At 47.1% G+C, this 21478-nt stretch carries 21 protein-coding genes and 1 other annotated feature (1 of these 22 cut by a window edge); of the genes, 1 reads left to right on the forward strand and 20 read right to left on the reverse strand.

The annotated features are described in order from the left end of the window. Window positions 1-176: a binding site (T-box leader), on the reverse strand (it extends 128 nt beyond the left edge of the window). 78 nt (window positions 177-254) lie between these two features. From CEF13_RS17810 to CEF13_RS17840, 7 genes are all read right to left on the reverse strand, one after another. Then, window positions 255-779 (reverse strand): DivIVA domain-containing protein, encoded by a 525-nt coding sequence (locus tag CEF13_RS17810; RefSeq protein WP_243864348.1) that lies wholly within the window; start codon window positions 777-779, stop codon window positions 255-257. 96 nt (window positions 780-875) lie between these two features. Next, on the reverse strand, window positions 876-1658 hold the full coding sequence (locus CEF13_RS17815; RefSeq protein ID WP_102712549.1) for a YlmH family RNA-binding protein: 783 nt from the start codon (window positions 1656-1658) through the stop codon (window positions 876-878). A 14-nt stretch (window positions 1659-1672) separates the two neighbouring features. Beyond that, window positions 1673-1939 carry a YggT family protein gene (locus tag CEF13_RS17820; RefSeq protein ID WP_102712551.1) on the reverse strand — a complete coding sequence of 89 codons (267 nt, stop codon included), beginning with the start codon at window positions 1937-1939 and terminating at the stop codon, window positions 1673-1675. An 8-nt stretch (window positions 1940-1947) separates the two neighbouring features. Beyond that, the gene (locus CEF13_RS17825) at window positions 1948-2397 is read right to left on the reverse strand and encodes a cell division protein SepF (RefSeq protein ID WP_102712553.1); all 450 of its coding nucleotides are present in this window, start codon (window positions 2395-2397) and stop codon (window positions 1948-1950) included. Window positions 2398-2400: 3 nt separating this feature from the next. Continuing rightward, window positions 2401-3123, reverse strand: a complete 723-nt coding sequence (locus CEF13_RS17830; protein ID WP_102712555.1) for a YggS family pyridoxal phosphate-dependent enzyme — start codon at window positions 3121-3123, stop codon at window positions 2401-2403. Window positions 3124-3126: 3 nt separating this feature from the next. Then, complete coding sequence (gene pgeF / locus CEF13_RS17835; RefSeq protein ID WP_102712557.1) at window positions 3127-3978, reverse strand: peptidoglycan editing factor PgeF; 852 nt, start codon at window positions 3976-3978, stop codon at window positions 3127-3129. Window positions 3979-4123: 145 nt separating this feature from the next. Then, the gene (locus CEF13_RS17840; RefSeq protein WP_102712559.1) at window positions 4124-4405 is read right to left on the reverse strand and encodes a PRC-barrel domain-containing protein; all 282 of its coding nucleotides are present in this window, start codon (window positions 4403-4405) and stop codon (window positions 4124-4126) included. A gap of 223 nt (window positions 4406-4628) precedes the next feature. On the opposite strand from CEF13_RS17840, the gene CEF13_RS17845 reads away from it, so the two are divergent. Then, complete coding sequence (locus CEF13_RS17845; RefSeq protein WP_102712561.1) at window positions 4629-5483, forward strand: pentapeptide repeat-containing protein; 855 nt, start codon at window positions 4629-4631, stop codon at window positions 5481-5483. A 122-nt stretch (window positions 5484-5605) separates the two neighbouring features. Here the strand turns inward: CEF13_RS17845 and sigG are convergent, their stop codons facing one another. From sigG to CEF13_RS17910, 13 genes are all read right to left on the reverse strand, one after another. Continuing rightward, the gene (gene sigG, locus CEF13_RS17850) at window positions 5606-6388 is read right to left on the reverse strand and encodes an RNA polymerase sporulation sigma factor SigG (protein ID WP_102712563.1); all 783 of its coding nucleotides are present in this window, start codon (window positions 6386-6388) and stop codon (window positions 5606-5608) included. 103 nt (window positions 6389-6491) lie between these two features. Further along, complete coding sequence (gene sigE, locus CEF13_RS17855; protein WP_053375506.1) at window positions 6492-7214, reverse strand: RNA polymerase sporulation sigma factor SigE; 723 nt, start codon at window positions 7212-7214, stop codon at window positions 6492-6494. A 38-nt stretch (window positions 7215-7252) separates the two neighbouring features. Then, a complete protein-coding gene (gene spoIIGA, locus CEF13_RS17860; RefSeq protein WP_102712565.1) occupies window positions 7253-8170 on the reverse strand; it encodes a sigma-E processing peptidase SpoIIGA in 918 nt (305 codons plus the stop codon). Window positions 8171-8595: 425 nt separating this feature from the next. Beyond that, on the reverse strand, window positions 8596-9711 hold the full coding sequence (ftsZ, locus tag CEF13_RS17865; protein ID WP_102712567.1) for a cell division protein FtsZ: 1116 nt from the start codon (window positions 9709-9711) through the stop codon (window positions 8596-8598). Window positions 9712-9830: 119 nt separating this feature from the next. Then, on the reverse strand, window positions 9831-11072 hold the full coding sequence (gene ftsA / locus CEF13_RS17870) for a cell division protein FtsA (RefSeq protein ID WP_102712569.1): 1242 nt from the start codon (window positions 11070-11072) through the stop codon (window positions 9831-9833). Between the two features lie 221 nt (window positions 11073-11293). Then, the gene (locus CEF13_RS17875) at window positions 11294-12064 is read right to left on the reverse strand and encodes a cell division protein FtsQ/DivIB (protein WP_102712571.1); all 771 of its coding nucleotides are present in this window, start codon (window positions 12062-12064) and stop codon (window positions 11294-11296) included. A gap of 111 nt (window positions 12065-12175) precedes the next feature. After that, on the reverse strand, window positions 12176-13444 hold the full coding sequence (gene murA, locus CEF13_RS17880) for a UDP-N-acetylglucosamine 1-carboxyvinyltransferase (protein ID WP_102712573.1): 1269 nt from the start codon (window positions 13442-13444) through the stop codon (window positions 12176-12178). A 15-nt stretch (window positions 13445-13459) separates the two neighbouring features. Next, window positions 13460-14365 carry a UDP-N-acetylmuramate dehydrogenase gene (murB, locus tag CEF13_RS17885; RefSeq protein ID WP_102712575.1) on the reverse strand — a complete coding sequence of 302 codons (906 nt, stop codon included), beginning with the start codon at window positions 14363-14365 and terminating at the stop codon, window positions 13460-13462. A gap of 543 nt (window positions 14366-14908) precedes the next feature. Beyond that, window positions 14909-16006 (reverse strand): stage V sporulation protein E, encoded by a 1098-nt coding sequence (spoVE, locus tag CEF13_RS17890; protein ID WP_102712577.1) that lies wholly within the window; start codon window positions 16004-16006, stop codon window positions 14909-14911. Between the two features lie 46 nt (window positions 16007-16052). Then, complete coding sequence (gene murD / locus CEF13_RS17895; protein WP_102712579.1) at window positions 16053-17501, reverse strand: UDP-N-acetylmuramoyl-L-alanine--D-glutamate ligase; 1449 nt, start codon at window positions 17499-17501, stop codon at window positions 16053-16055. A gap of 65 nt (window positions 17502-17566) precedes the next feature. Beyond that, complete coding sequence (mraY, locus tag CEF13_RS17900; protein ID WP_102712581.1) at window positions 17567-18523, reverse strand: phospho-N-acetylmuramoyl-pentapeptide-transferase; 957 nt, start codon at window positions 18521-18523, stop codon at window positions 17567-17569. A gap of 4 nt (window positions 18524-18527) precedes the next feature. Beyond that, a complete protein-coding gene (locus tag CEF13_RS17905; RefSeq protein ID WP_102712583.1) occupies window positions 18528-19943 on the reverse strand; it encodes a UDP-N-acetylmuramoyl-tripeptide--D-alanyl-D-alanine ligase in 1416 nt (471 codons plus the stop codon). Continuing rightward, window positions 19940-21427, reverse strand: a complete 1488-nt coding sequence (locus CEF13_RS17910) for a UDP-N-acetylmuramoyl-L-alanyl-D-glutamate--2,6-diaminopimelate ligase (RefSeq protein WP_102712585.1) — start codon at window positions 21425-21427, stop codon at window positions 19940-19942. The genes CEF13_RS17905 and CEF13_RS17910 overlap by 4 nt, the downstream gene beginning before the upstream one ends. Window positions 21428-21478: the final 51 nt, after the last annotated feature.

The raw sequence follows: 21478 nt of genomic DNA on the forward strand, positions 1-21478 counted from the left end.
TTCGTTCGCGTTCCCTGTAACGGGGGACAGCCGTCAGCGCTTACTGCTGCTCATGCAGGTTCGGCGCAGCTTCTCAGAGAGGATATTCCGCAATCGCTCACACACCGGATTTTCAGCTGCCTCCGGCTCTCTATGGAATGAACGTAAGACGTACTTGTTCTCATCAACGAAGTTTAGATCATAAATTAATTACTATTAGTTATAGCTTAAATTCGGTCCAAATGTCAAATGGCAACCGCCTAGTGAAAGAAAGATTATCCTCGCAGCAGTTCATGCTCCGTTTGTCTCTCTGATTGTCTTTCCGTTTGCCTTGACGTTTGAGGCTCCAACGTATCCCAGCCATCAACGGCGAGCAGCTCCAGCTGTGCTTCGACGAGAGTACGGAAACGAGCGCGGTATACAGAAGCTTGTTTCTTAAGCTCTTCTACCTCAAGCGAAACCTTGCGCGACTTCGAAAGCGAATCATTAATAATACGGTCAGCGTTCTTCTCTGATTCCTTAATGATAAGCTGAGCTTCCTTCTTCGCATTGTTTCTTACCTCGTCGGCAGCTTCCTGCGCGACAATAATGGTCTTACTAAGAGAATCCTCGATATTTGTAAAATGATTCAATCTTTCCTGTAAGCCCAGCACTTGATTTTGCAGCTCTTTATTTTCACGAATGAGCGATTCATAGTCTTTAATGACTTGATCTAGAAATTCATTCACTTCGTCCTCGTCATAGCCGCGTAATCTCCGGCCAAACTCTTTGTTATGTATGTCCAATGGCGATAACGGCATTGGGACACCTCCTCAAGGTATTTGTGAATCTGGCAACCGGATCACATTATTTGATGAGAACACATTCGACAAGCGCAGGTAAAATCCTGCAAAGTATCAAATAAATTTGCCGATCCTCACACGAATTCTGCCTTTTTTTGTCACGCCATCAACTTCTTGCACTTTAAATCGACCTAATCCCTTAAAAGATACAACATCTCCAGCAGAGAGCGGCTTGGAAGGATCCTCTTCCGCTTTCCAGTTCACTCTGCATCTGCCAGCACGAATCGGGTCCACTATTTTGGAACGGCTGATCCGGTATACATCGCTCGCAATTCCATCCAGGCGCATAGACGCTACTGATAAACTCATCTCTTCCAGCTTTGGAATGACCGTCTCCAGATCCGCAATTGGAATAATGTCAGTCAACACGCTTATGCGGTGCACCTGTCTCAGATGTACATTCAAATAATCAGCAATCTCATCCATAATCACAATATGGCAGAAATGTTCATGCACATGAATGTCACCAATACGATCACGTTTAATGCCAAGACCAAGCAATGCACCCAAGAAATCACCATGATCAAGCTCAAGCTGCGCCTGTCCAGGCCCGTTGACTGCTAGCACAGATATGCCGATAGGCTCATCATCGAGTATGCGATAATCAGGACCGATTATGGCCCTCTGCCTTTCCGCTCCTTCATAGCCGCCATCCATACGGATCGTAACGTCAGGATTGCGATTGGACAGCATCGTCAAGACCTGAGCTTGCCTAGGGTCCAAAAAATCGGTCCGCTTCAGCTCATGCTGCTGTGCGGACCGTTCAATCCATTCCATTGCCCGATCGACAAACGGCTTCTCGTCAGGGTGGAAATGGTCATATATGCCTTGTTTCATACGATCTCATTCCTTTAGATAAAAAAGTCGATAACCGCAATCAAACCGAATGCAATAAAGCGCAAAGCGAATACGGCTAGTATCGGCGAAAGGTCAAGCATTCCCCCGATTGGCGGTATGAATTTTCTGAAAATGCCTAAGTATGGCTCAACGAACTTGCCTAGAAATACCCCGATGAAGCTCTCACGGGCATTAGGCAGCCAAGATAGCAGCACATACCCAATAATCATAAATGTGTAAATACTTTGTAATGTCATAACGATGTAAGAAACTTGCTCCATATTCAAGGTCACCTCATTTTGTTGTAGTCGTTCTCCTCCGCTAGCATTTCCGTTATAGCACCTTGAATTTCCACTGAATCAGGCGTACATAGAAAAATATTAGGACCAAGCTTAGATATGCTACCGCTTAAAGCGTACACTGTACCGCTAAGGAAATCAACAATTCGAACGGCCAGATCAGTTCGAACGCGTTGTAAATTCACAATAACTGCACGACGTGAACGCAAGTGATCGGCAATTTCCTGCGCTTCATCATAAGATCGGGGCTCGCTTAGAACAACCCGGACATTTTTCTGCGAATGAATGCTAACGACATTATTGCTCTTTGTGTTTTTACGTGCTTCAAACGGAGAGGTTTCAGCTTCTTGTTCATCCTGCTGCGTAACTCTTTCACGTTCCACGACTTCTTCTTCCTCTTGCAAGCCAAGAAAGTTCATAAATCGGTTCATGACACTCATACATTATTCCTCCTCTTTCCCAACTAGTATCGTACCAAGGCGAATCCATGTAGCCCCCTCTTCGATTGCTACCTCGAAATCATTCGACATGCCCATAGATAATTGAGTGATGGATTGTGCTTGCGGGCACCGCAACTGCAATTCGTCACGCAGCTCGCGCAGAGCCCTAAACACCGTCCTAGTCTCCTCTGGTTCAGATTCATAAGGAGCCATCGTCATTAATCCAATCGGCTTTAAGGATTGGAATTGTCCCAGCTGCGCTACGAAGGCGAACAGCTTGTCAGGCTCAATTCCATGCTTCGAATCTTCTCCGGATACGTTTACTTGAATAAAGCAAGGAACAATGATGCCTAGCTGAGAGGCACGTTTGTCAATCGCATCAGCTAGCGACAGCCTGTCCAGCGAATGCATGTATGTAAATTTCCCGATGACGTCCTTCACTTTATTCGTTTGCAGTGACCCGATAAAATGCCAGATAGGCTGATGATCAACGGCGGATTGATCTTCATTTCCGCTAATCGCTTCCCATTTGGCCTGTGCATCTTGCCAACGATTTTCCCCAAGATGACGCAAACCGTGCGCTAGTGCATCCCTTGTCGTATCTAACGAAACGTATTTCGTTACCGCAATAATTTGAACGTCTTCCCTGCTGCGCCCCGAACGCTCGCATGCCTGCTTAATCCGTTCTTCAACCAACAGCATTCTATTTCCTAATGTAGTCGACATGTTTCACCTCTCCCGAATGCCGATCCAGCTGGCCATCCGGCCGGTAGGTCCACCTTCTTTGCGATGAGAGTAGAATAAATCCGTTCTGCATCCAGTGCACCACTCTGTCAATTCGATATGGATCGGCAAAATTCCTGCTTTTATCATAATCTGTCGGTTTATTTCTTTCAAGTTCAAGTTTGCCTTGCCATTCGAGGATAAGCTCATCATCATCTCAGCTTCAGCGCTGCTTACTCCTAGTGATTTCAAAAGCTGCTGTACCCCGTCTATAACAGAGCCGTCCACCTCATAGCAGCACCCCCCGATAGAAGGGCCAATTGCAGCAACAAGCTTCTCGGGTTCCGATCCGTAAGCCCTGGTCATCGCTTGAATCGTTTCAGAGGCAATCTGCTGTACCGTTCCTTTCCAGCCAGCATGTGCAAGAGCAACCGCTTGATGCTCCGGATCATAGAAATAAAGTGGAACACAATCCGCATAAAAAGACGTCAGCAGCACATTCGGCTTATCGGTCATGATCGCATCGCAATCTTTGATGACATCGGTTAACGAATTCTTCCCCTTGCCCCTGTCAGCCTCTTCAACCTGATATACGCGATTGCCATGCACCTGCTCAGCACATGTCCACGCATCAAAAGGCCAATCTATCGCCGTTGTTACAGCCTGACGGTTCGCGACGACTGCTCTATCAGCATCCCCTACATGCAGCCCCATATTTAAAGACGCCCAAGGCGTCGTACTCACACCGCCATCTCTGCCTGTGAAACCGGCCGACAATCGATTATACCGCTTCTCCCACGGAGACAATAAAAAAAGGGAAGGCCCCATTGATGATTGCTTAAGCTCAAACACGTCCATTCGTTAACACCTCTGTCTAAAGGTTTGTGAAGCAAACCTGCTTCGTAAGCATAAGCTTTGGTTTGTGAAGCAAACCTGCTTCGTAAGCATAAGCTTTGGTTTGTGAAGCAAACCTGCTTCACATGCATAGACACAGTTTAACGTGTTACGAGCGGGCGTGCAAATCCTCTTCCTCAGCACGAAGCGTCTTCGTATCGTCCATTCTGACTAATACAACATCAGTTCCAATCTTGACAATGTTGCGCCATGGAATAACGACCTCCGTACCTCCGCTTCCGAACATGCCAAGAAATTTAGTGTATTGAGGAACCACAATAGAATCTATTCGTCCTTGCCTTAAATCAAGCTCTAAATCGCTAATTTGACCCAGCTTTTTGCCATCCACAATATTAATAACATCCTTCGTTTGAAAATCTGAAATTTTCATTCACATTCACCACTTTTCAAGTAGAGTGATCGTCCTTTTGACTCTCCTATAACTATATGAGCGTTTCGCCCAAAATGTCCTACCTCGTCAAAAAACGTTGCGGCTTGTTTTATACATGATTTTCTGAATGTTAGGTTCAGAAAAATCGCTCCTATTGGCGGACAAATTGTATGCTACAATAACACATATACTTTTTATTCCATTTATAGGAGTGAGTTTATTAATGGGAAACGAAAGACTTACAGCCAGCCGCCTCAATCTGCAAGCTGACTGTGAGAATTGCTTCGGCTTATGCTGTACAGCACTGCCCTTTGCCGCTTCGTCAGATTTTGCAATCGACAAAAATGCAGGCCAGCCCTGCATTCATTTGCAATCGGACTTCCGCTGCGGCGTTCACAACAGCCTCAGGCAGCGGGGCTTTAGAGGCTGCACCGTTTACGACTGCTTCGGGGCAGGGCAGAAGGTTGCCCAGATCACTTTCGGCGGAAGAGATTGGCTTAAAGCTCCGGAATCCGCGAAGCAGATGTTCGAAGTATTCCCGGTCATGCGCCAGCTCCATGAGCTTCTCTGGTATTTGACCGAAGCGCTTACACTGCTGCCAGCCCGCTCGATTCATAATGAGCTGCAAATCGCACTAATTGAAACAGAGCGGCTATCTGAGCTCAGTGCCGACTCTCTGCTGGTGCAGGACGTTGCGGCACACCGAGCAGCTGTCAATGCTCTGCTGAAGCGAACCAGTGAGCTTGTGCGGTCTGATGTACAGCAGCATAATGTCTCTAAGCGAAAGAAGACCTACGGTCGAGGCGCCGACCTCATCGGAGCCAATCTCCGAGGAGCCGATCTTCGTGGGGCCAACCTAAGAGGGGCATATCTTATTGCGGCTGACCTCAGGAAGGCTGACTTGAGACTGGCTGATTTCATCGGGGCTGATTTCAGAGATGCCGACTTACGGGGAGCCGATCTTACACAAAGTATTTTTCTCACCCAAGCTCAGCTTAACGCAGCGAAGGGGGATGCCTGCACCAAGCTGCCGCCGCTGCTCATCCACCCAGCACATTGGTTCATCACCACTGATTAAATACACATTTCCGCTAGTGAATAAAAAAAAACAGGCTTCTATCGCACAAATAAATTGTGTGATAGAAGCCTGTTCCATTTTGTAGACTTTTTCAGTGGTTTGCCTCGCGGTACTGTCCTTGTTTATGTTTTAACATGTTTCTGCATTTGCTGAATGGCTGATTTCTCCAGCCTGGAAACTTGCGCTTGTGAGATGCCGATCTCATCGGCAACCTCCATTTGGGTTTTACCTTCAAAGAAACGCATCGACAAAATCATTTTTTCCCGAGCGTTCAGCTTGGTCATCGCTTCTCGAAGCGCGATTTCCTCAATCCATGAAACGTCCTTATTCCGCTCATCGCTGATTTGATCCATCACATAAATCGGATCGCCTCCATCATGATAGATCGGTTCAAACAAGGAAACTGGATCTTGAATAGCATCAAGCGCAAAAACAACGTCTTCCTTCGGCACATTCAGCGCTTCCGATATTTCAAAAATAGTCGGTTCGCGAGAATTTTTGTTCGTTAAGCTGTCTCTTACTTGAAGCGCCTTATACGCAATGTCCCTTAAACTTCTCGATACGCGTATGGGGTTGTTGTCTCGCAAGTAACGGCGTATTTCTCCGATAATCATCGGTACGGCATAGGTGGAAAATTTGACATTTTGACTAAGGTCGAAATTATCTATCGCCTTCATAAGTCCGATGCAGCCGACTTGAAATAAGTCGTCCACAAATTCTCCCCTATTATTAAACCGTTGTATAACGCTAAGAACAAGCCTTAGATTGCCGTTAACTAATTTCTCTCTTGCTGCCCACTCGTTACGGGTTTGCAATGCCGTAAACAATTCTCGCATTTCGACATTGGTTAGGACAGGCAGTTTCGCGGTATCCACTCCACAGATCTCGACTTTATTTCGGGTCAACGTGATTACCTCCCAAGGAGAAACATTACTGTACATTATCTCCCTGAGAGGCCTTTTTATTCCTAAACCGACATCAATCGACAACATCAAGCGGCGCATGGCGTTAAACCATTTTATTAAATTCCTTGCGAAGCCTTTTAATAATTCTCTTTTCTAAACGGGAAATATAGGATTGTGAAATGCCGAGCAGATCTGCAACATCCTTTTGTGTTTTCTCCTCGCCGTCAGCTAGTCCAAAGCGCAGCTCCATAATAATGCGTTCACGCTCAGACAGCTTATCTAATGCTTTATGCAGAAGCTTGCGGTCAACCTGTTCTTCGATATTGCGGTAAATCGTATCATTCTCGGTTCCGAGCACATCAGACAAAAGGAGCTCATTGCCATCCCAATCAATATTAAGCGGTTCGTCAAACGAAACCTCCGTACGCGTCTTGCTATTGCGGCGTAAATACATCAATATTTCATTTTCGATACAACGCGAGGCATAGGTCGCTAACTTGATCTTCTTCTCAGGATCAAAAGTATTGACCGCTTTAATGAGCCCAATTGCGCCAATCGATACGAGATCTTCAATATGAATGCCGGTATTTTCAAACTTACGGGCGATATAGACCACCAGCCTTAAATTCCGTTCAATCAGCATGGCGCGAATGGCTGTATCCCCTGTAGGCAGCTTTTCCAGCAAATATTCTTCTTCTTCACGGGTTAATGGAGGCGGGAGCGCTTCACTGCCGCCTATATAGTAGATCTCTTCACTTTTTAATCCGAATAAAAACATAATGCGATAATAATATAACTGCAGAATCAATTTATATTTGACGAGCATCTGGCCCATCCCTCCTCGATTGTATGAGCATACGTTCTTTACTTTTGTACCATTGACGGATGGATAATTGCACGATATGCCCCATCAGACGTTAGCTTGCCGCCGTCAAGCCCGATAAGCACCTTTCGCGTCTCAAAAACTTGTCCTTCCCTAGTAATCTCAACCGTATCAGGTTTAATCGCGAGCATGAATTGTGATCCTCGGTTGACTCCTCTGAAAGGAACAAGGCGGAGCCGATCCTGCCATTCAAAAGGCTGTTCATCCATTCCCGCCACAAGACGATCCACTTGTGCATCACGTATGCTATTCAACCACGATTCGGGCAAATCTTCCTGCCATAAAGCAGCCTCCATCACCATAACCGGTGTCCGAGTCAACGGATCATACAGCTGATTTCCGGTGTCAATAAGACCAACGCAGGTCTGAATGCGCTCTCCAATAGTTATTTTCACTTCTGCCAAATGAGTGTGCACCAGCTCCCTTTCTCTTTTTTGCGTTAATACGGTACGGTATATATACAGCCCGATACAAAACGCAGCAATCAGATAAAACAATCCCATCTTCAGCTCTACGTGCATGCTGCCATTTACGAACGTAATCGTTCTCCATACTTCGCCGGAGCCTTGCATAAACAAATAATAGAGCCCTAGCACCGCACCGGCAGCAACAAAATTAACCGCGTAAAAGGCTGCTACATTTCGTAGAAAATGCTGCATGGACGAGAAGCCAAAAGCGATCCAAACGATTAATAATGAAATCGCTATTTTTACCGCTAGCGTAAATAGACAGGACAATTGAGGCAGCAGCATCAAGGCAACATAACATGCTCCGACAGCAGAAGCCGATAACACCCGCCAAGGCTTGGGCCTCAAATGACGCGCCCACGCAGAGGTTAATAGAATAGCGCCATCAACGAGCAGCTCTCGCAAAAACATAACATCTACATAAATAGCCATTTCGGCCACCTTCCTGCGACTATAGGAATTCGGGCCTGCAGTCGGTACCCCGGAGAACGATTGAGACTAGTATATTAAAATCCTATTTCAAAGTCTGTCTATTCATGACAGCATGACACATCTTTTTTTGTCGAGTAAGGGTATAAAACCGCCATGTCCAAAGTCGGATAATTCTGTTATGTGTATGTATTGGATTGGCATTCAGAGCAAGAATGAACACAATTTACTATATCTTATTGGCCTATCACATACTCTAGGGGGCTTTCCAAGCGTCATTTTGCGGCTATTAATTGAGAGGAGCAGGTGATTAATTTGTCGTTTGGAGTAATTAACATGAATATGGCCATCAAGGGGATAAGCTCAGGCTGAAAAGCAAAAAAAAAAGCCTTCCCGGACTAGCCGGAAAGGCAGAAGAATGATGATGGCTAGCGATCGCCGCGCGGTCGATTGCGCAGGAATGCTGGAATTTCCAGCTGATCGCTTGACGTATTGTTTGCACCAAAAGGCTTTACAGGTGCATGGCCGCCTGTTTGTCTTTGGTCAGCAGCTTCAGGCTGCTGCTGAGGCATACGGCGGGCAGTAGGTGCTTTATGCTCAAAGCCCGTTGCAATAACGGTTACTTTAATTTCATCCTTCAGATCCTCGTCAATAATCGCACCGAAAATCATGTTCACATCTGGGTCAGAAGCTGAAATAACGATTTCAGCTGCTTCATTCACCTCATAAAGTGAAAGATTGCTTCCGCCAGTAATGTTCATGATAACGCCGCGAGCGCCGTCAATGGATGTTTCTAGCAATGGACTCATAATGGCTTTTCTTGCTGCTTCAGCAGCGCGATTCTCACCTGTAGCAATCCCGATACCCATCAATGCAGAGCCGCGCTCCGTCATGATCGTCTTCACGTCTGCAAAGTCAAGGTTGATAAGTCCAGGAACTTGGATTAGATCAGATATGCCTTGTACAGCTTGGCGAAGTACGTTATCCGCTTCGCGGAAAGCTTCGAGCATTGGTGTTTTCTTATCAACAATTTCTAGCAATCGATCATTCGGTATTACAATCAGTGTATCAACTTTTTCCTTAAGCGCTTCAATACCGAGCTCTGCTTGTCCAGAACGTTTGCGTCCTTCGAAGGTAAATGGGCGCGTTACCACGCCAACCGTCAAAGCACCGCATTCACGTGCAATTTCAGCGATGACTGGTGCCGCGCCTGTTCCTGTACCTCCACCCATGCCTGCTGTAACAAACACCATGTCCGAGCCCTTTAGCTGGTTCATAATGATTTCACGAGATTCCTCAGCAGCCTTGCTTCCAACATCAGGATTAGCGCCAGCGCCTAGTCCGCGCGTCAGCTTATCGCCGATTTGCAGCTTATGCTCTGATTTGGCCAAATTAAGCGCCTGAGCATCGGTATTTACCGTAATAAACTCTACGCCCTTTACGCCGTTTTCTATCATCCGGTTGACTGCATTACTGCCGCCCCCGCCTACACCTATAACTTTTATTTGAGCAAGCTGCTCTAGCTCAAAGTCGAATTCCAACATCTTTCATTGTCCCCCAGTCAAGCGTAAACTGCCCGCACCGTCTATCAGACGGAAATAGCAACGTTTCGCGGTAAAATATAAGCGTCGTATAACGGTGAAACTTATATTATCTTATATTTTCAAATAAATTCATTAAACATACTTTTTAACCGCTCGAACATACCAGGTTTAGATGAAGGTGCTGGACTTGCTTTGCGGCTTGCCGTTTTCTTCACTGCTCCAGTTCCACGAGCTCCCATATACTTCGACACGTACTGAATCATGCCAACACCGCTGCTAAACGCCGGATCTCTAACTCCGATGTAATCCGGCAGGGCGATTCTAACGGAAGCCTCCAGCTCTGTCTGGGCCAGAGCAAGCGTTCCTGGCATAGAAACCGATCCGCCGGTGAGAACGTAGCCGTTCACCTTATCACCATAGCCAAGTCTGCGAACTTCCTGTCTTACCATATGGAAGATTTCTTGCATACGAGGCTCTATTATGCTAGCAAGATCATATTGAGAGAATTCCTTCTCCGCATTGCTTCCCATGCGTGTAACCTTAAACTTCACGTCTTCAGCCGCATCGTTCACATTCGCGCATCCATACTTCAGTTTAATTTTCTCCGCTTGGTCGCTTTGTGTACGCAATCCATAAGCAATATCATTGGTAACATATTCGCCGCCTATTGGCAAAGTAGAAGTAGCTGCCAATCCGCCTTGATCATAAATGGCTAATGTGCAAGAGCCTGCTCCAATGTCGGTTAATACCGTTCCGATCATCTTCTCATCCTTCGTCAGCGACATAACGCCCGAAGCTAATGACAATAAAATGACCCCTGATATCCGAAGTCCAGCTTTCTCCACACAGCGCATTAGGTTATGTATAGCCGTCTTCGTGCCAGTTACGATTGTTGCTTCAACCTCGAGACGAACGCCAATCATACCTCGCGGATCTGAAATGCCTTCTAATCCGTCTACTAAATACTGCTTGGGCACTAAATTAATAATCTCCCGCTCTGGCGGGAGCGCCACTACTTTCGCTGCCTGTAGAACGCGTTCGATATCTTCTTCACCAATTTCACGATCCTCATTGGATACTGCAACGACGCCACGATTGGTTTGCAGTGCAATATGATTGCCCTGAATGCCTACATATACGTCTGATATTTGAATGCCGACCATGCGCTCCGCATGCTCAATTGCATTGCGAATCGATTGCACGGTTTGGTCAATATCTACAATTGCTCCTTTGCGAATACCCTCTGAGTCGGCAGATCCAACTCCAATAATATTAATGGCTCCATTGTTTACTTCACCAATAATAGCACGAACTTTGGATGTACCGATGTCCAAACTGACGATGATGTCGTTGCTGCTCAACTTGCGGCACCTCCGTTTCAAATAAAAATTTATTTTTCAATTGTAAAAAGTCTTTTTACATATTCAACGCCTTTGATATTTTCCCTCTTTTTTCAACAAATTTTTCATTAATTTCTCATTTTCATGTCGGTCGCCGCCCCTTGCGACAACCTCTATTACCTAATGTTATCCAGCCTCATCGAGTATAAATGCGATAAATAAAATTCTACCATTCTTTCAGCCTATTGAGTAGTCTCTTTTTGATCATCAGACATATTTTCTAGACTTTCATTATTGAAGGGTACGTAAGTGTCTGCTAACAGCATCGTAATCTTGCCAGGCTCCTGCGTCTCGATTACAGCATTGAGCGCTTCAATTTTATCTTGGAGCACGGATATGGCAGTCACTACTTCAAATTTCGTCCGCGTATATATAATAATTCGGTCAGGATAAGCCGGAGACGGATTAGGTGTAATCTCGGATAAATCAGAAAGCTGCTTCTTAGGAATGAGCCCCAGCGCTTTCGTAAGCTCTGCCTTGTGCGGATCATCCTTGGCCCATCCGGACAGAACCGGTTTATCTACGAGCAGCATCTCATCATTGCTGGCATCGATGCTTGTCCCATTAGACAAGAGCGCCGTCATCTCTCCTTGCTCTGAAAGCTCGAAGGCTACAGCTTGATACTCTTCCACAACAATCTTCACAACTCCCGGAAATGTTTTTGTAACGACAGCGTTATTAATCTGCGGGAGTGTACGGACTCTATCTTCTATCGTAGAGGATGAAGTTTTGAAAAAAGCATCGCCGACAACAATAGCAGCAGCTTGTCCGATTTCCTCCTGAGTAGCAAATCTCATTCCCTCTATTTGTATATCAGATATTTTACTGATAGAGGAATTAAAAAACAACACGGCAAGCAGAGCAATAAACATTAGAATGAGAATGGTTAATAATCTGCGGCTGCCCATTCGTTTTCGTTTAGGTTCCTTCAGTACAGGCATCTGAGTGTTCATAACTCGTCCCTTCCTTTTCCAAAAAACATCCGGGCTGCCTAGCTTAGCAAGCCAAAGCTTTGCTAAAGAAGCGTACCGGCTGTTTCTATCTTGCTGCTCTTATGCATAGAATTAGTTATTAGGCACGGGCGAGTAGCGTGAGATACGCGCGCCCAGCCTTGATAACATCGTCTCGATTTTCTCATAGCCTCGGTCAATGTGATGAATTTGCTCAACAACCGTCCTGCCCTGCGCTGCCAAACCGGCAATTACTAGAGCGGCCCCCGCTCGCAGGTCAGTAGCCTCTACAGTAGCTCCATATAGCCTTGGCACGCCGCGAATAAATGCGGCATTCATATCTACACGGATATCGGCTCCCATACGGGATAATTCATCCACATGCTTCAATCGGCCTTCAAAAATCGTTTCTTTCATTACACTTACACCATCTGCAAGCGTAAGCAGCACCATAACTTGAGACTGCAGGTCTGTAGGAAATGCAGGGTATGGAGAAGTTACGATTCTTTCAACAGCTTTAGGCCTGGATGCGTTGCCAACCTTAATTATATCACCGTCGATGACGATTTGAACACCAGCACGGCGCAGAACATGAATCAAGGAAGATAAGTGCGCGGGTTGTGTATTTAAGAGTGTAACCTGACCGCGGGTTGCCGCGGCAGCTACCATAATAGTCCCTGCAACTATGCGGTCTGGAATAACCTTATAACGACACGGCGTTAATGACTGTACCCCATCTATCGTTATTGTATCAGATCCAGCTCCCATAATCTTCGCGCCCATCGCATTTAAGAAACGTTGCAAATCTTGTATTTCCGGCTCTCGTGCAGCATTGCTGATCGTTGTTTTTCCTTCAGCCAAAGCAGCGGCCATCATAATATTTTCCGTTGCTCCAACGCTTGGGAAGCTTAAGTGAATATCTGCACCCCGCAGTTTGTCTGCACGGCATATAATTCGGTTTCCGATTTCTTCTATCTCTGCTCCAAGTGCCTGCAAACCTTCCAAGTGAAGGTCGATCTTCCGTTCACCGATTGCGCATCCGCCAGGCAGGTAAACTTGAGTTTCACCAAACCTTGCGAGCAACGGACCCATTAGAAAAATAGAAGAGCGCATCTGTCTCATTAACGATTCCGGCACGTGGGATGTATGTGCAGTATCTGTATCCAGCACAACCGTTCCTCCCGAATGCTCGGCGCGGCATCCTAATTCGCGCAAAATGTTCAGCATGACGTCGATATCTAGTAAATCGGGCACATGGTCTAACGTTGTTGTGCCTTCGGCCAGCAGACTGGCAGCTAATATCGGCAAAGCGGCATTTTTCGCTCCTTGGATAACTATGGTTCCTGAGAGAGGTTTCCCACCTTCAATCACCAATTTGTCCAATGTATCACCTCCGAATTACCGCTCACCCACCACCAATACTTCCGGCACCAGCAGGATGCCGAAGCGGTCCTGGACGGTGCTTTGTATGTGTGTCATGAGGGCGAGAACGTCTTCAGCTGTAGATTGCCCGGTATTAACAATAAAATTGGCATGCTGCTCGGATACTAGCGCGCCTCCTATGCTTACACCCTTCAATCCCGCTTCCTCTATCAGCCTTGCAGCGAAATCATTGGGCGGATTGCGGAATACACTGCCAGCGACTGCAAGCTGCAGCGGTTGTGTTCGCAATCTTCTTTCTTTATAAGAGGCAAACAATGATGTAATTTCCTTCCGATCACCCTCTGCTAATTCGAAAGCAGCCTCAATGACCACTCCTTTTTGCTCATGCAGAATAGAGTGGCGGTAGGAGAAGCGCATATCGTCCGGATAGTAGCGGACCAACTCTCCTGTCTCCAGCACAATGTCAGCAAATTTGAAAATACGTGACACATCCGATCCATGCGCGCCAGCATTCATATAGACGGCACCGCCTACCGAGCCCGGGATTCCCCCCGCGAATTCAAGACCCGTAAGCCCTTCCTTGCCCGCCATGACTGATAGCTTAATAAACGAATAAGAAGCGCCAGCAATTGCCTGCGTTCCTTCAAAACGCACGTAATCTAACCCTTTATGCGGTTTAATTACAACACCGCGAATTCCTTTGTCACTCACCAGCATGTTAGAGCCTCGGCCAAGATTAGTCCACGCTACCTGATGCTTATGAATCAAGCGTACAGCGTTCACTAAATCTTCCTTGCTTCGTGGGAGGATTAATATGTCGGCGGGACCGCCGATTTTCCATGTCGTATAGTTAGTGAGCGGTTCATTATACAAAACTTCGCCGAGATCAGCTTGTTCCAATTCCGCTTTAAATGCTTCCATTATGTCGAACCTCCTATAGGTTTTGTGTAGCAAAACCAATTTCGTAAGCATACGCTTAGGTTTTGTGCAGCAAAACCAACTTCGTAAGCATACGCTTAGGTTTGCAAGGCAAAACCACTTCGTAAGCATAAACCTAGGTTTTGCGAAGCAAAACCACCTTCGTAAGCAAAGGCTTAATCGAGAGCAATTCGCCCTCTCTAACAGCAAAGCGCAGCGGCATCCAGATTGAACGCGATCATTGTTATAAACGCTCCTTTCGGGCGACGGTCACGAATATAGTGTATCCTATGCCTATGCAGGTTCTTGTGTGACAATCGCCTATGCCGGAGCAGTCCTTGCAAGAAAGCTTCATCCTTTAATGCTGCTGATTCAACCAATGCTGTATGTATACCATTCGAAACTTATTCTCAAAATAGGTCTGTAACAGCGCAAATCTTAGCCCAAACATGCTTCTATACATAGCTAATACCGGATTGATTAATCCGGTATAACGTTATTCTCATGGTTTTAGGCAAGGAAATTTTGATAGCCGCGTCAAACGCTTTATCGGGAATAACGCGATATATTCAGTAAAATTCCTAAGCCGGTTAAAAGCAGTGTAAGCGAGGATCCCCCGTAACTAACAAGCGGCAATGTAATACCCGTTACAGGCATCATGCCGATTACTACACCGATATTAATAAGCACTTGCACGCCGACAATTCCGGTAATTCCAACAGCCAGCAGGCTGCCGAAGGTGTCAGGTGCCCCGATAGCCGCACGCACGCCGCGCCACACAACGACCAGAAACAATAAGATAAGCGTTACTCCGCCAATAAATCCGAGTTCTTCCGCCAGTATTGAAAATATAAAATCTGTTTGCGGTTCCGGCAAATAACTATATTTCTGTCTGCTCATACCGAGCCCAAGCCCTACTAAGCCGCCAGGTCCAATAGCGAACAGCGATTGGATAATTTGATAGCCTCCGCCTAGCGGATCGGCCCAAGGATCAAGGAATGAAGTAATACGCTGCAGACGATAAGGCGCCGCAATAATAAGACCGACGAAGCCAGCAACCCCGATAAGAGCTAAGCTGCCCAAATGAGCAATTCTAGCGCCAGCCGTAAAAATCAACAGGATGGAAGCGACCAGCATGACCGCACCCGTACCAAGATCGGGCTGCAGCATAATAAGTCCAAAAGCTAGTCCAACCAAACCGAGCGGCGGCAATAGCCCCTTCGTAAACAGCGTGATCGTTTGCTGCTTCTCCGAGAGCCACTTCGATAGAAATAAAACCATAGCCAGCTTCATAAACTCCGACGGCTGAATACCGAATGAGCTGATGCCTAGCCAACTGCGCGCCCCGCCGCGAACAACGCCGATACCAGGAATCAGAACGAGGATCAGCAGCCCAAAGCAAATGAGCAGCGTCATGGGAGCCCACTTTTTCCAGACGGTATAGTGGGTGTTCATAGTAAATATTAACGCACCTACACCTAGTCCAGCAAATATAACCTGACGCTTCACGAAATAGAATCGATCGCCAAACTCATGGAAAGCAAGTACGGCGCTAGCGCTGTAGACCATAATCAACCCGATTGAAAGAATGAGCCCAATAGCAGCAAGCATCCAGATATCCGGGGCAGAACGCGCTTTGACCATAGCGAACACACCTCTTAGCATGTGAAAGTAGGGACATGCCCCCTACTTACAAGGTATGCGCCGAATCTTTAAAAATGCGTCCTCTTTGCTCATAAGAAGCAAACATGTCCCAGCTGGCACAAGCTGGCGACAACAGTACGATATCACCCGGCTCTGCGAGGGCTGAGGCTTGCTTAACAGCTTGCTGCAGAACGGATTCGGCGTCTTCACTAGGTTCGACGATTTCCACCTTAGCTAAACCTGCAAGCTCTGCGACATGAGCCAGCTTCTCGCGTGTTTCCCCTAATGTGACTAAGCCCTTTAACCGCTCACGGAAAATGGGAGCCAGCTCCATATAATCGGAACCTCTATCCAACCCGCCTGCTACTAATACAATCGGCGCGGCCAATGAATGGATAGACATGATCGTTGCAACCGGATTCGTCGCTTTCGAATCATTATAGTATTTAACGCCATTGACCTCCCGAACGAACTCAAGGCGATGTTCTACCGCCTCAAACTCTCTCAGAGGCTTTATAAGCCGCTCTGGCGCTGCGCCAGCAGCTAAACTTGCCGCGATAGCAGCGAGCGCATTAGCGGCGTTGTGGCGCCCTGGAATACCTAGTTCATTTACAGGCAGAATCGTGATTTGAACGCCGTCCGCTTGTCGATAAACGATTTGTCTAGCCACAGCTGTACCGTCATCTTCGCTGGATTCCAAGCTATAATTGTCCCTCTCGTAGGGTGGATCGATAAACACTCCCGTTTCAAGCGTCTCATAGAGTGAAAACGGCAGCTGCTGTGCGATCAGCCACTCGGAGATCGCCCGGCATTCCGGATCATCCCAGTTGATAATAGCGATATCATCCTCGGTCTGATTATCAAACAGCTTCACTTTGGAATTCACATAGTCATCCATATCTCCATGATAATCTAGATGCGTTTCTGCAATATTGAGCAGCAATGCAATATGCGGCCGGAAAGAGTTTGTCCCTTTTAACTGGAAGCTGCTAAGCTCCGCCACGATCCATTGATCCTCGGTAGATTCCATAGCTGCTTCGCATAGCGGGCGGCCAATATTGCCTGCTACGATCGGCTTCAAGCCTGCTGCACTAAGCAGTTCGCCTAGCCACGATGTCGTGGTCGTTTTTCCATTTGAGCCGGTAATGCCAATAATAGGAGCCGGGGACAGCCAGTAGGCCGCCTCCACTTCCGTAATAATTTCGACTCCGAGCTCGGCAGCCTGCTGCACAGGCGGAGACGAATAAGGAATGCCGGGATTTTTGATCAACAGCGCAGTATCTTCTGTAATCAAATCAGGCGGATGGGAGCCGCATAGCACAGAAATGCCCAAAGCAGTTAGTTCATCCGCTTCGGGACATAATTCTCGATCCTTTTTGTCGTTCACGACGACCTCAGCGCCAAATTGATGAAATACCTTCGCAACGCTAACTCCGCTTCGAGCCAATCCTAGTACAACTACACGGCGGCCTTGATAAGATGCCGGATGATTCATGATGGACAGTCCCTTCTATGGATACATGAAACGGCTCCGCTTGAGCAGAAGCCGTCCCTGAACATTTAAATAACAAATAGCAAGCCGATAGCAGCAAGAATAAGACCCACAAGCCAGAATACGGTAACAACCTTCCATTCCGACCAGCCACCAAGCTCAAAGTGATGATGGATCGGACTCATTTTGAAAATCCGCTTGCCCCTCAGCTTAAAAGATCCAACTTGCAAAATAACCGACAGCATCTCCAGAACAAAAACCCCGCCAATAACGATAAGCAGCAGTTCCGTCTTCGTCAGAATCGCCACTGCTGCAATTCCGCCGCCGATTCCGAGCGAGCCCATATCCCCCATAAATACTTTAGCAGGATGAGCATTGAATACTAGAAAACCAAGCACTGCTCCAACCATAGCCGCAGAGAAAACGGCTGACTCATGGGCAGAGGTTTGTAGCGCTACAACAGTGAATGCTCCGAAGGCTATCGCGCTTGTGCCTGCTAACAAGCCATCTACTCCGTCAGTAAAGTTAACGGAATTGCTTGCAGCAAACATAATAATAACAACTAATGGATAATAAAACCAGCCTAGATCAAAACCCCAGCCTGTGCCTGGAACCGTGATCTCCGTACTATGATGCATATTGTACAGCATAGCACATACGATGATGGAAAATAACAATTGCCCGAACAGCTTCTGACCAGCTGTAAGACCAAGCGATCTTTTGAATACAATTTTAATATAATCATCCAGAAACCCTACTAAACCAAACCCAAGCGATGCGGTTATCAGCACCCAGAATTCTGCGGATTTATCCGAAAACTTCAAGAAAGCGATCATGACCGCAATCATAATAATGATGCCGCCCATGGTCGGTGTACCGCTTTTTTTCAAATGGCTTTGTGGGCCTTCTGTGCGAATTTGCTGACCAAACTTCAGACGTCTAAGCAGCGGTATGAACAATGGTCCGAGCAGAACCGCTAGCAAGAAGGAAGCGCCGATTGATAATAATATGACCATCATGTCCATATCCTCACCCCACCTCTAAAGCTTGGACAATCTGTTCCATCCGCATGCCGCGGGAACCTTTGATCAGTACAATGTCTGATGGCTCCAGCTTGCTTCTTAGCCATGCGGCAAGCTTTTCTTTATCTTCGAAATGCTGAATCATTTCCTCTGCAGCCGAGCCAATGAAGCGCGACCTCGCGCCCTCAAACGTCTGCTGTGACAAAGGACCAAACGTAAGCACGGCATCCGCCTTGCTTGGTGAAATATAAGCGCCAACTTGGAAGTGCAGCTCCTGCTCCTCCGACCCCAGCTCCAGCATATCTGCTAACACGATCCATTTCCGGCTATAGCCTTTCAAATGTTCTACAAGATCGATGGCTGCTCTTACGGCTGTAGGATTCGCATTATAAGCATCATTCAAGATCATCGCTCCATTATATGCTCGAACAGGCTGAATCCGCATGCCGGTTAACTTAAGGCTGCTTAGGCCTTCTGCAACCTTCGATGCCGGAACGCCGAAGAAACGGCTGACTGCGATAGCAGCAAGCGCATTGCTCACATTGTGCTGTCCTGGAACAGGTATGCTTACCGAGCCAAGAGCACTTGGCATCCCATTGTACACAGCAGTAAATACTGTCGCTTCGGAAGAAAGCACAATATCCACTGCCGACCATTCATTCCGCTCCGACAGCCCAAAGGTGCGTTGAATAATTCCACTTGGAAGTATAGCCTGCTTCAGCTCCGCTTCCAGGAGCGGCTCATCGCCGTTATAAAGCAGCAAGCCTTCTTCGCTTAATCCTAAAGCGATTTCCAGCTTGGCCTTTGCAATTCCAGCCTTGGAGCCAAGGTGAAGCAGATGGGCTTCACCAATATTAGTAATAATAGCTGCGTCTGGTTGAGCGATCTTTGTCAGCAGCTCGATTTCGCCGAAGCCGCTCATGCCCATTTCAAGCACGGCTACCTCCGTATCTTCTTCAAGCTGAAGCACCGTAAGCGGCAGCCCTATTTGATTATTGAGGTTGCCCTCCGTTTTATGAACTTTATATGTCGTGCTTAGTATCGCAGCTGTCATATCCTTAGTCGTTGTCTTGCCGTTGCTTCCAGTAATTCCAACTACGCGGACGACAAGCTCACTGCGATAAGCAGTCGCAAGACGCTGCAAAGCAACAAGCGTATCCCCAACTATAAGCAGCGGGAAATCAGCCAATGCCTCAGGCACCTCGCGGCCCTTTTGCCAAAGGGCGGCTGCAACTCCATTATTAACAGCTTGCTCCAAGTATTCATGTCCGTCGAATTGCTCACCAACAAGTGGAATGAACAATTGACCCGCGCCAGCTTTCCGCGAATCCGTTGTCACGCCCGTAACTTGAAGCTCAGCATGATTGCCATTCCATTTAGCGCCGCTCATCTCGGCTATTTGCTTAATCGTACGTTTAATCAATGTATGATTCCCCTTATCGCTTCTTTCGCAACTGTTCGATCATCGAACGGATGCTTTATGCCGTTTATATCCTGGTAGGTCTCATGACCTTTCCCCGCAATCAATACTACATCGCCGGGGCTTGCCATTTCAACCGCTTTTTGAATAGCCAACCTTCGATCTGTAATTAATTGGTATTTCGTAGTTTCAATGCCGCTATTTATAAGTCCTTCTTCAATATCTTTTAGTATAAGCTCGGGCGGCTCCGTACGCGGATTGTCAGATGTTATAATGACATGATCGGCAAATCGTGCAGCAATTAATCCCATAAGAGGCCGCTTCTTCCGATCACGATCGCCTCCGCAGCCGAATACGCATATAATTCGCTTATCTGCGAATTGCTGTACTGCACGGAGCACATTTTCCAGTCCATCAGGCGTGTGTGCATAGTCGACAATAACAGCGAAGCTCTGGCCGGCGTTGACCGCCTCGACGCGGCCCGGGACACCCGGTATTGCGCCCAAGCTTGCGGTTATTGCATTTAGCGCTACCCCTTCAATTAGAACGGCGCTTATTGCTGCCAGCGCATTATATACATTAAACTTGCCAGCCATTTGCAGCGTTATATCCGCATCACCCCGGAATGTTTTTACATGGAATGAAGTTCCTTGAGCGGTTATGCGAATATTCGATGCTCTGACATCGGCTTCGTTATCAATGCCGTAGGTTACGACCTCAGCCGCAGTTAGCTCCGCATACTCTGCCGAGATGGCGTCATCTGCATTCAGCACAGCATAGGATCGTTCATTCTCATCGGCTTTGTACTCATTTCCTAACCTTGAGAAAAACAATCCCTTTGCAGCAGCATAGCGGCTCATAGTTTCATGATAGTCAAGATGGTCCTGAGTCAGATTCGTAAACACAGCGGTCCGAAAGCGGCAGCCCTTCACACGTCCCTGTTCCAGCGCGTGCGAAGAAACCTCGATTGCACAATACTGAGTGCCGGCCTCGCGCATATCATGTAAATATTTCTGCAGCTGGAGCGTTTGCGGAGTCGTGTTCGACATCGGAAAAGAACGCCCTGCGAAGCGAAGCTCTATCGTTCCTATGACACCGGCAGGCTTGCCCTGCTCATTCAATATTTGCTCAATTAAATAGGTAGTAGTCGTTTTTCCATTCGTCCCCGTAATGCCAATCAACTTGAGCTGTTCGCTAGGATACGAATAGAAATGATTAGCAATGACAGCCATCGCGAGCCGGCAATTCTTAACAACTAATTGAGGAATAGGAAGATCAAGCTCTCTCTCTACAATAAGCGCCGCCGCTCCAGCCTCCATCGCCTGAGGCGCATACAGATGGCCATCTACTGTATGGCCCCTCAAGCAGATAAACAAGCAGCCGATGCTTATGCTGCGCGAATCCGTTTCAATGCCGGTCCATTCCAACTCCCCGTCGCCTATAAGCCGCGATGTGATAAGCAGTTCCGCAATTTCCTTTAATCGCATCTGCCCCAGCCCCTCCCTTAAATACCAACGGAATTAAGGTATGCAATCCGC

It is taken from the genome of Paenibacillus castaneae, from assembly GCF_002884445.1.
In the GTDB taxonomy this organism is placed as follows: Bacteria; Bacillota; Bacilli; order Paenibacillales; family Paenibacillaceae; genus Pristimantibacillus; species Pristimantibacillus castaneae.

Bases quoted from the DNA above. Each gene is read 5' to 3' on its own strand.
- ftsZ (WP_102712567.1), bottom strand. From the start codon at position 9,711: ATGTTGGAATTCGACTTTGAGCTAGAGCAGCTTGCTCAAATAAAAGTT.
- CEF13_RS17810 (WP_243864348.1), bottom strand. From the start codon at position 779: ATGCCGTTATCGCCATTGGACATACATAACAAAGAGTTTGGCCGGAGA.
- CEF13_RS17875 (WP_102712571.1), bottom strand. From the start codon at position 12,064: ATGAACACTCAGATGCCTGTACTGAAGGAACCTAAACGAAAACGAATG.
- CEF13_RS17910 (WP_102712585.1), bottom strand. From the start codon at position 21,427: ATGCGATTAAAGGAAATTGCGGAACTGCTTATCACATCGCGGCTTATA.
- CEF13_RS17845 (WP_102712561.1), top strand. From the start codon at position 4,629: ATGGGAAACGAAAGACTTACAGCCAGCCGCCTCAATCTGCAAGCTGAC.
- CEF13_RS17815 (WP_102712549.1), bottom strand. From the start codon at position 1,658: ATGAAACAAGGCATATATGACCATTTCCACCCTGACGAGAAGCCGTTT.
- murB (WP_102712575.1), bottom strand. From the start codon at position 14,365: ATGGAAGCATTTAAAGCGGAATTGGAACAAGCTGATCTCGGCGAAGTT.
- CEF13_RS17825 (WP_102712553.1), bottom strand. From the start codon at position 2,397: ATGAGTGTCATGAACCGATTTATGAACTTTCTTGGCTTGCAAGAGGAA.
- spoVE (WP_102712577.1), bottom strand. From the start codon at position 16,006: ATGGTCAAAGCGCGTTCTGCCCCGGATATCTGGATGCTTGCTGCTATT.
- murD (WP_102712579.1), bottom strand. From the start codon at position 17,501: ATGAATCATCCGGCATCTTATCAAGGCCGCCGTGTAGTTGTACTAGGA.
- CEF13_RS17830 (WP_102712555.1), bottom strand. From the start codon at position 3,123: ATGTCGACTACATTAGGAAATAGAATGCTGTTGGTTGAAGAACGGATT.
- CEF13_RS17820 (WP_102712551.1), bottom strand. From the start codon at position 1,939: ATGGAGCAAGTTTCTTACATCGTTATGACATTACAAAGTATTTACACA.
- CEF13_RS17840 (WP_102712559.1), bottom strand. From the start codon at position 4,405: ATGAAAATTTCAGATTTTCAAACGAAGGATGTTATTAATATTGTGGAT.
- mraY (WP_102712581.1), bottom strand. From the start codon at position 18,523: ATGGACATGATGGTCATATTATTATCAATCGGCGCTTCCTTCTTGCTA.
- sigE (WP_053375506.1), bottom strand. From the start codon at position 7,214: ATGCTCGTCAAATATAAATTGATTCTGCAGTTATATTATTATCGCATT.
- pgeF (WP_102712557.1), bottom strand. From the start codon at position 3,978: ATGGACGTGTTTGAGCTTAAGCAATCATCAATGGGGCCTTCCCTTTTT.
- spoIIGA (WP_102712565.1), bottom strand. From the start codon at position 8,170: ATGGCTATTTATGTAGATGTTATGTTTTTGCGAGAGCTGCTCGTTGAT.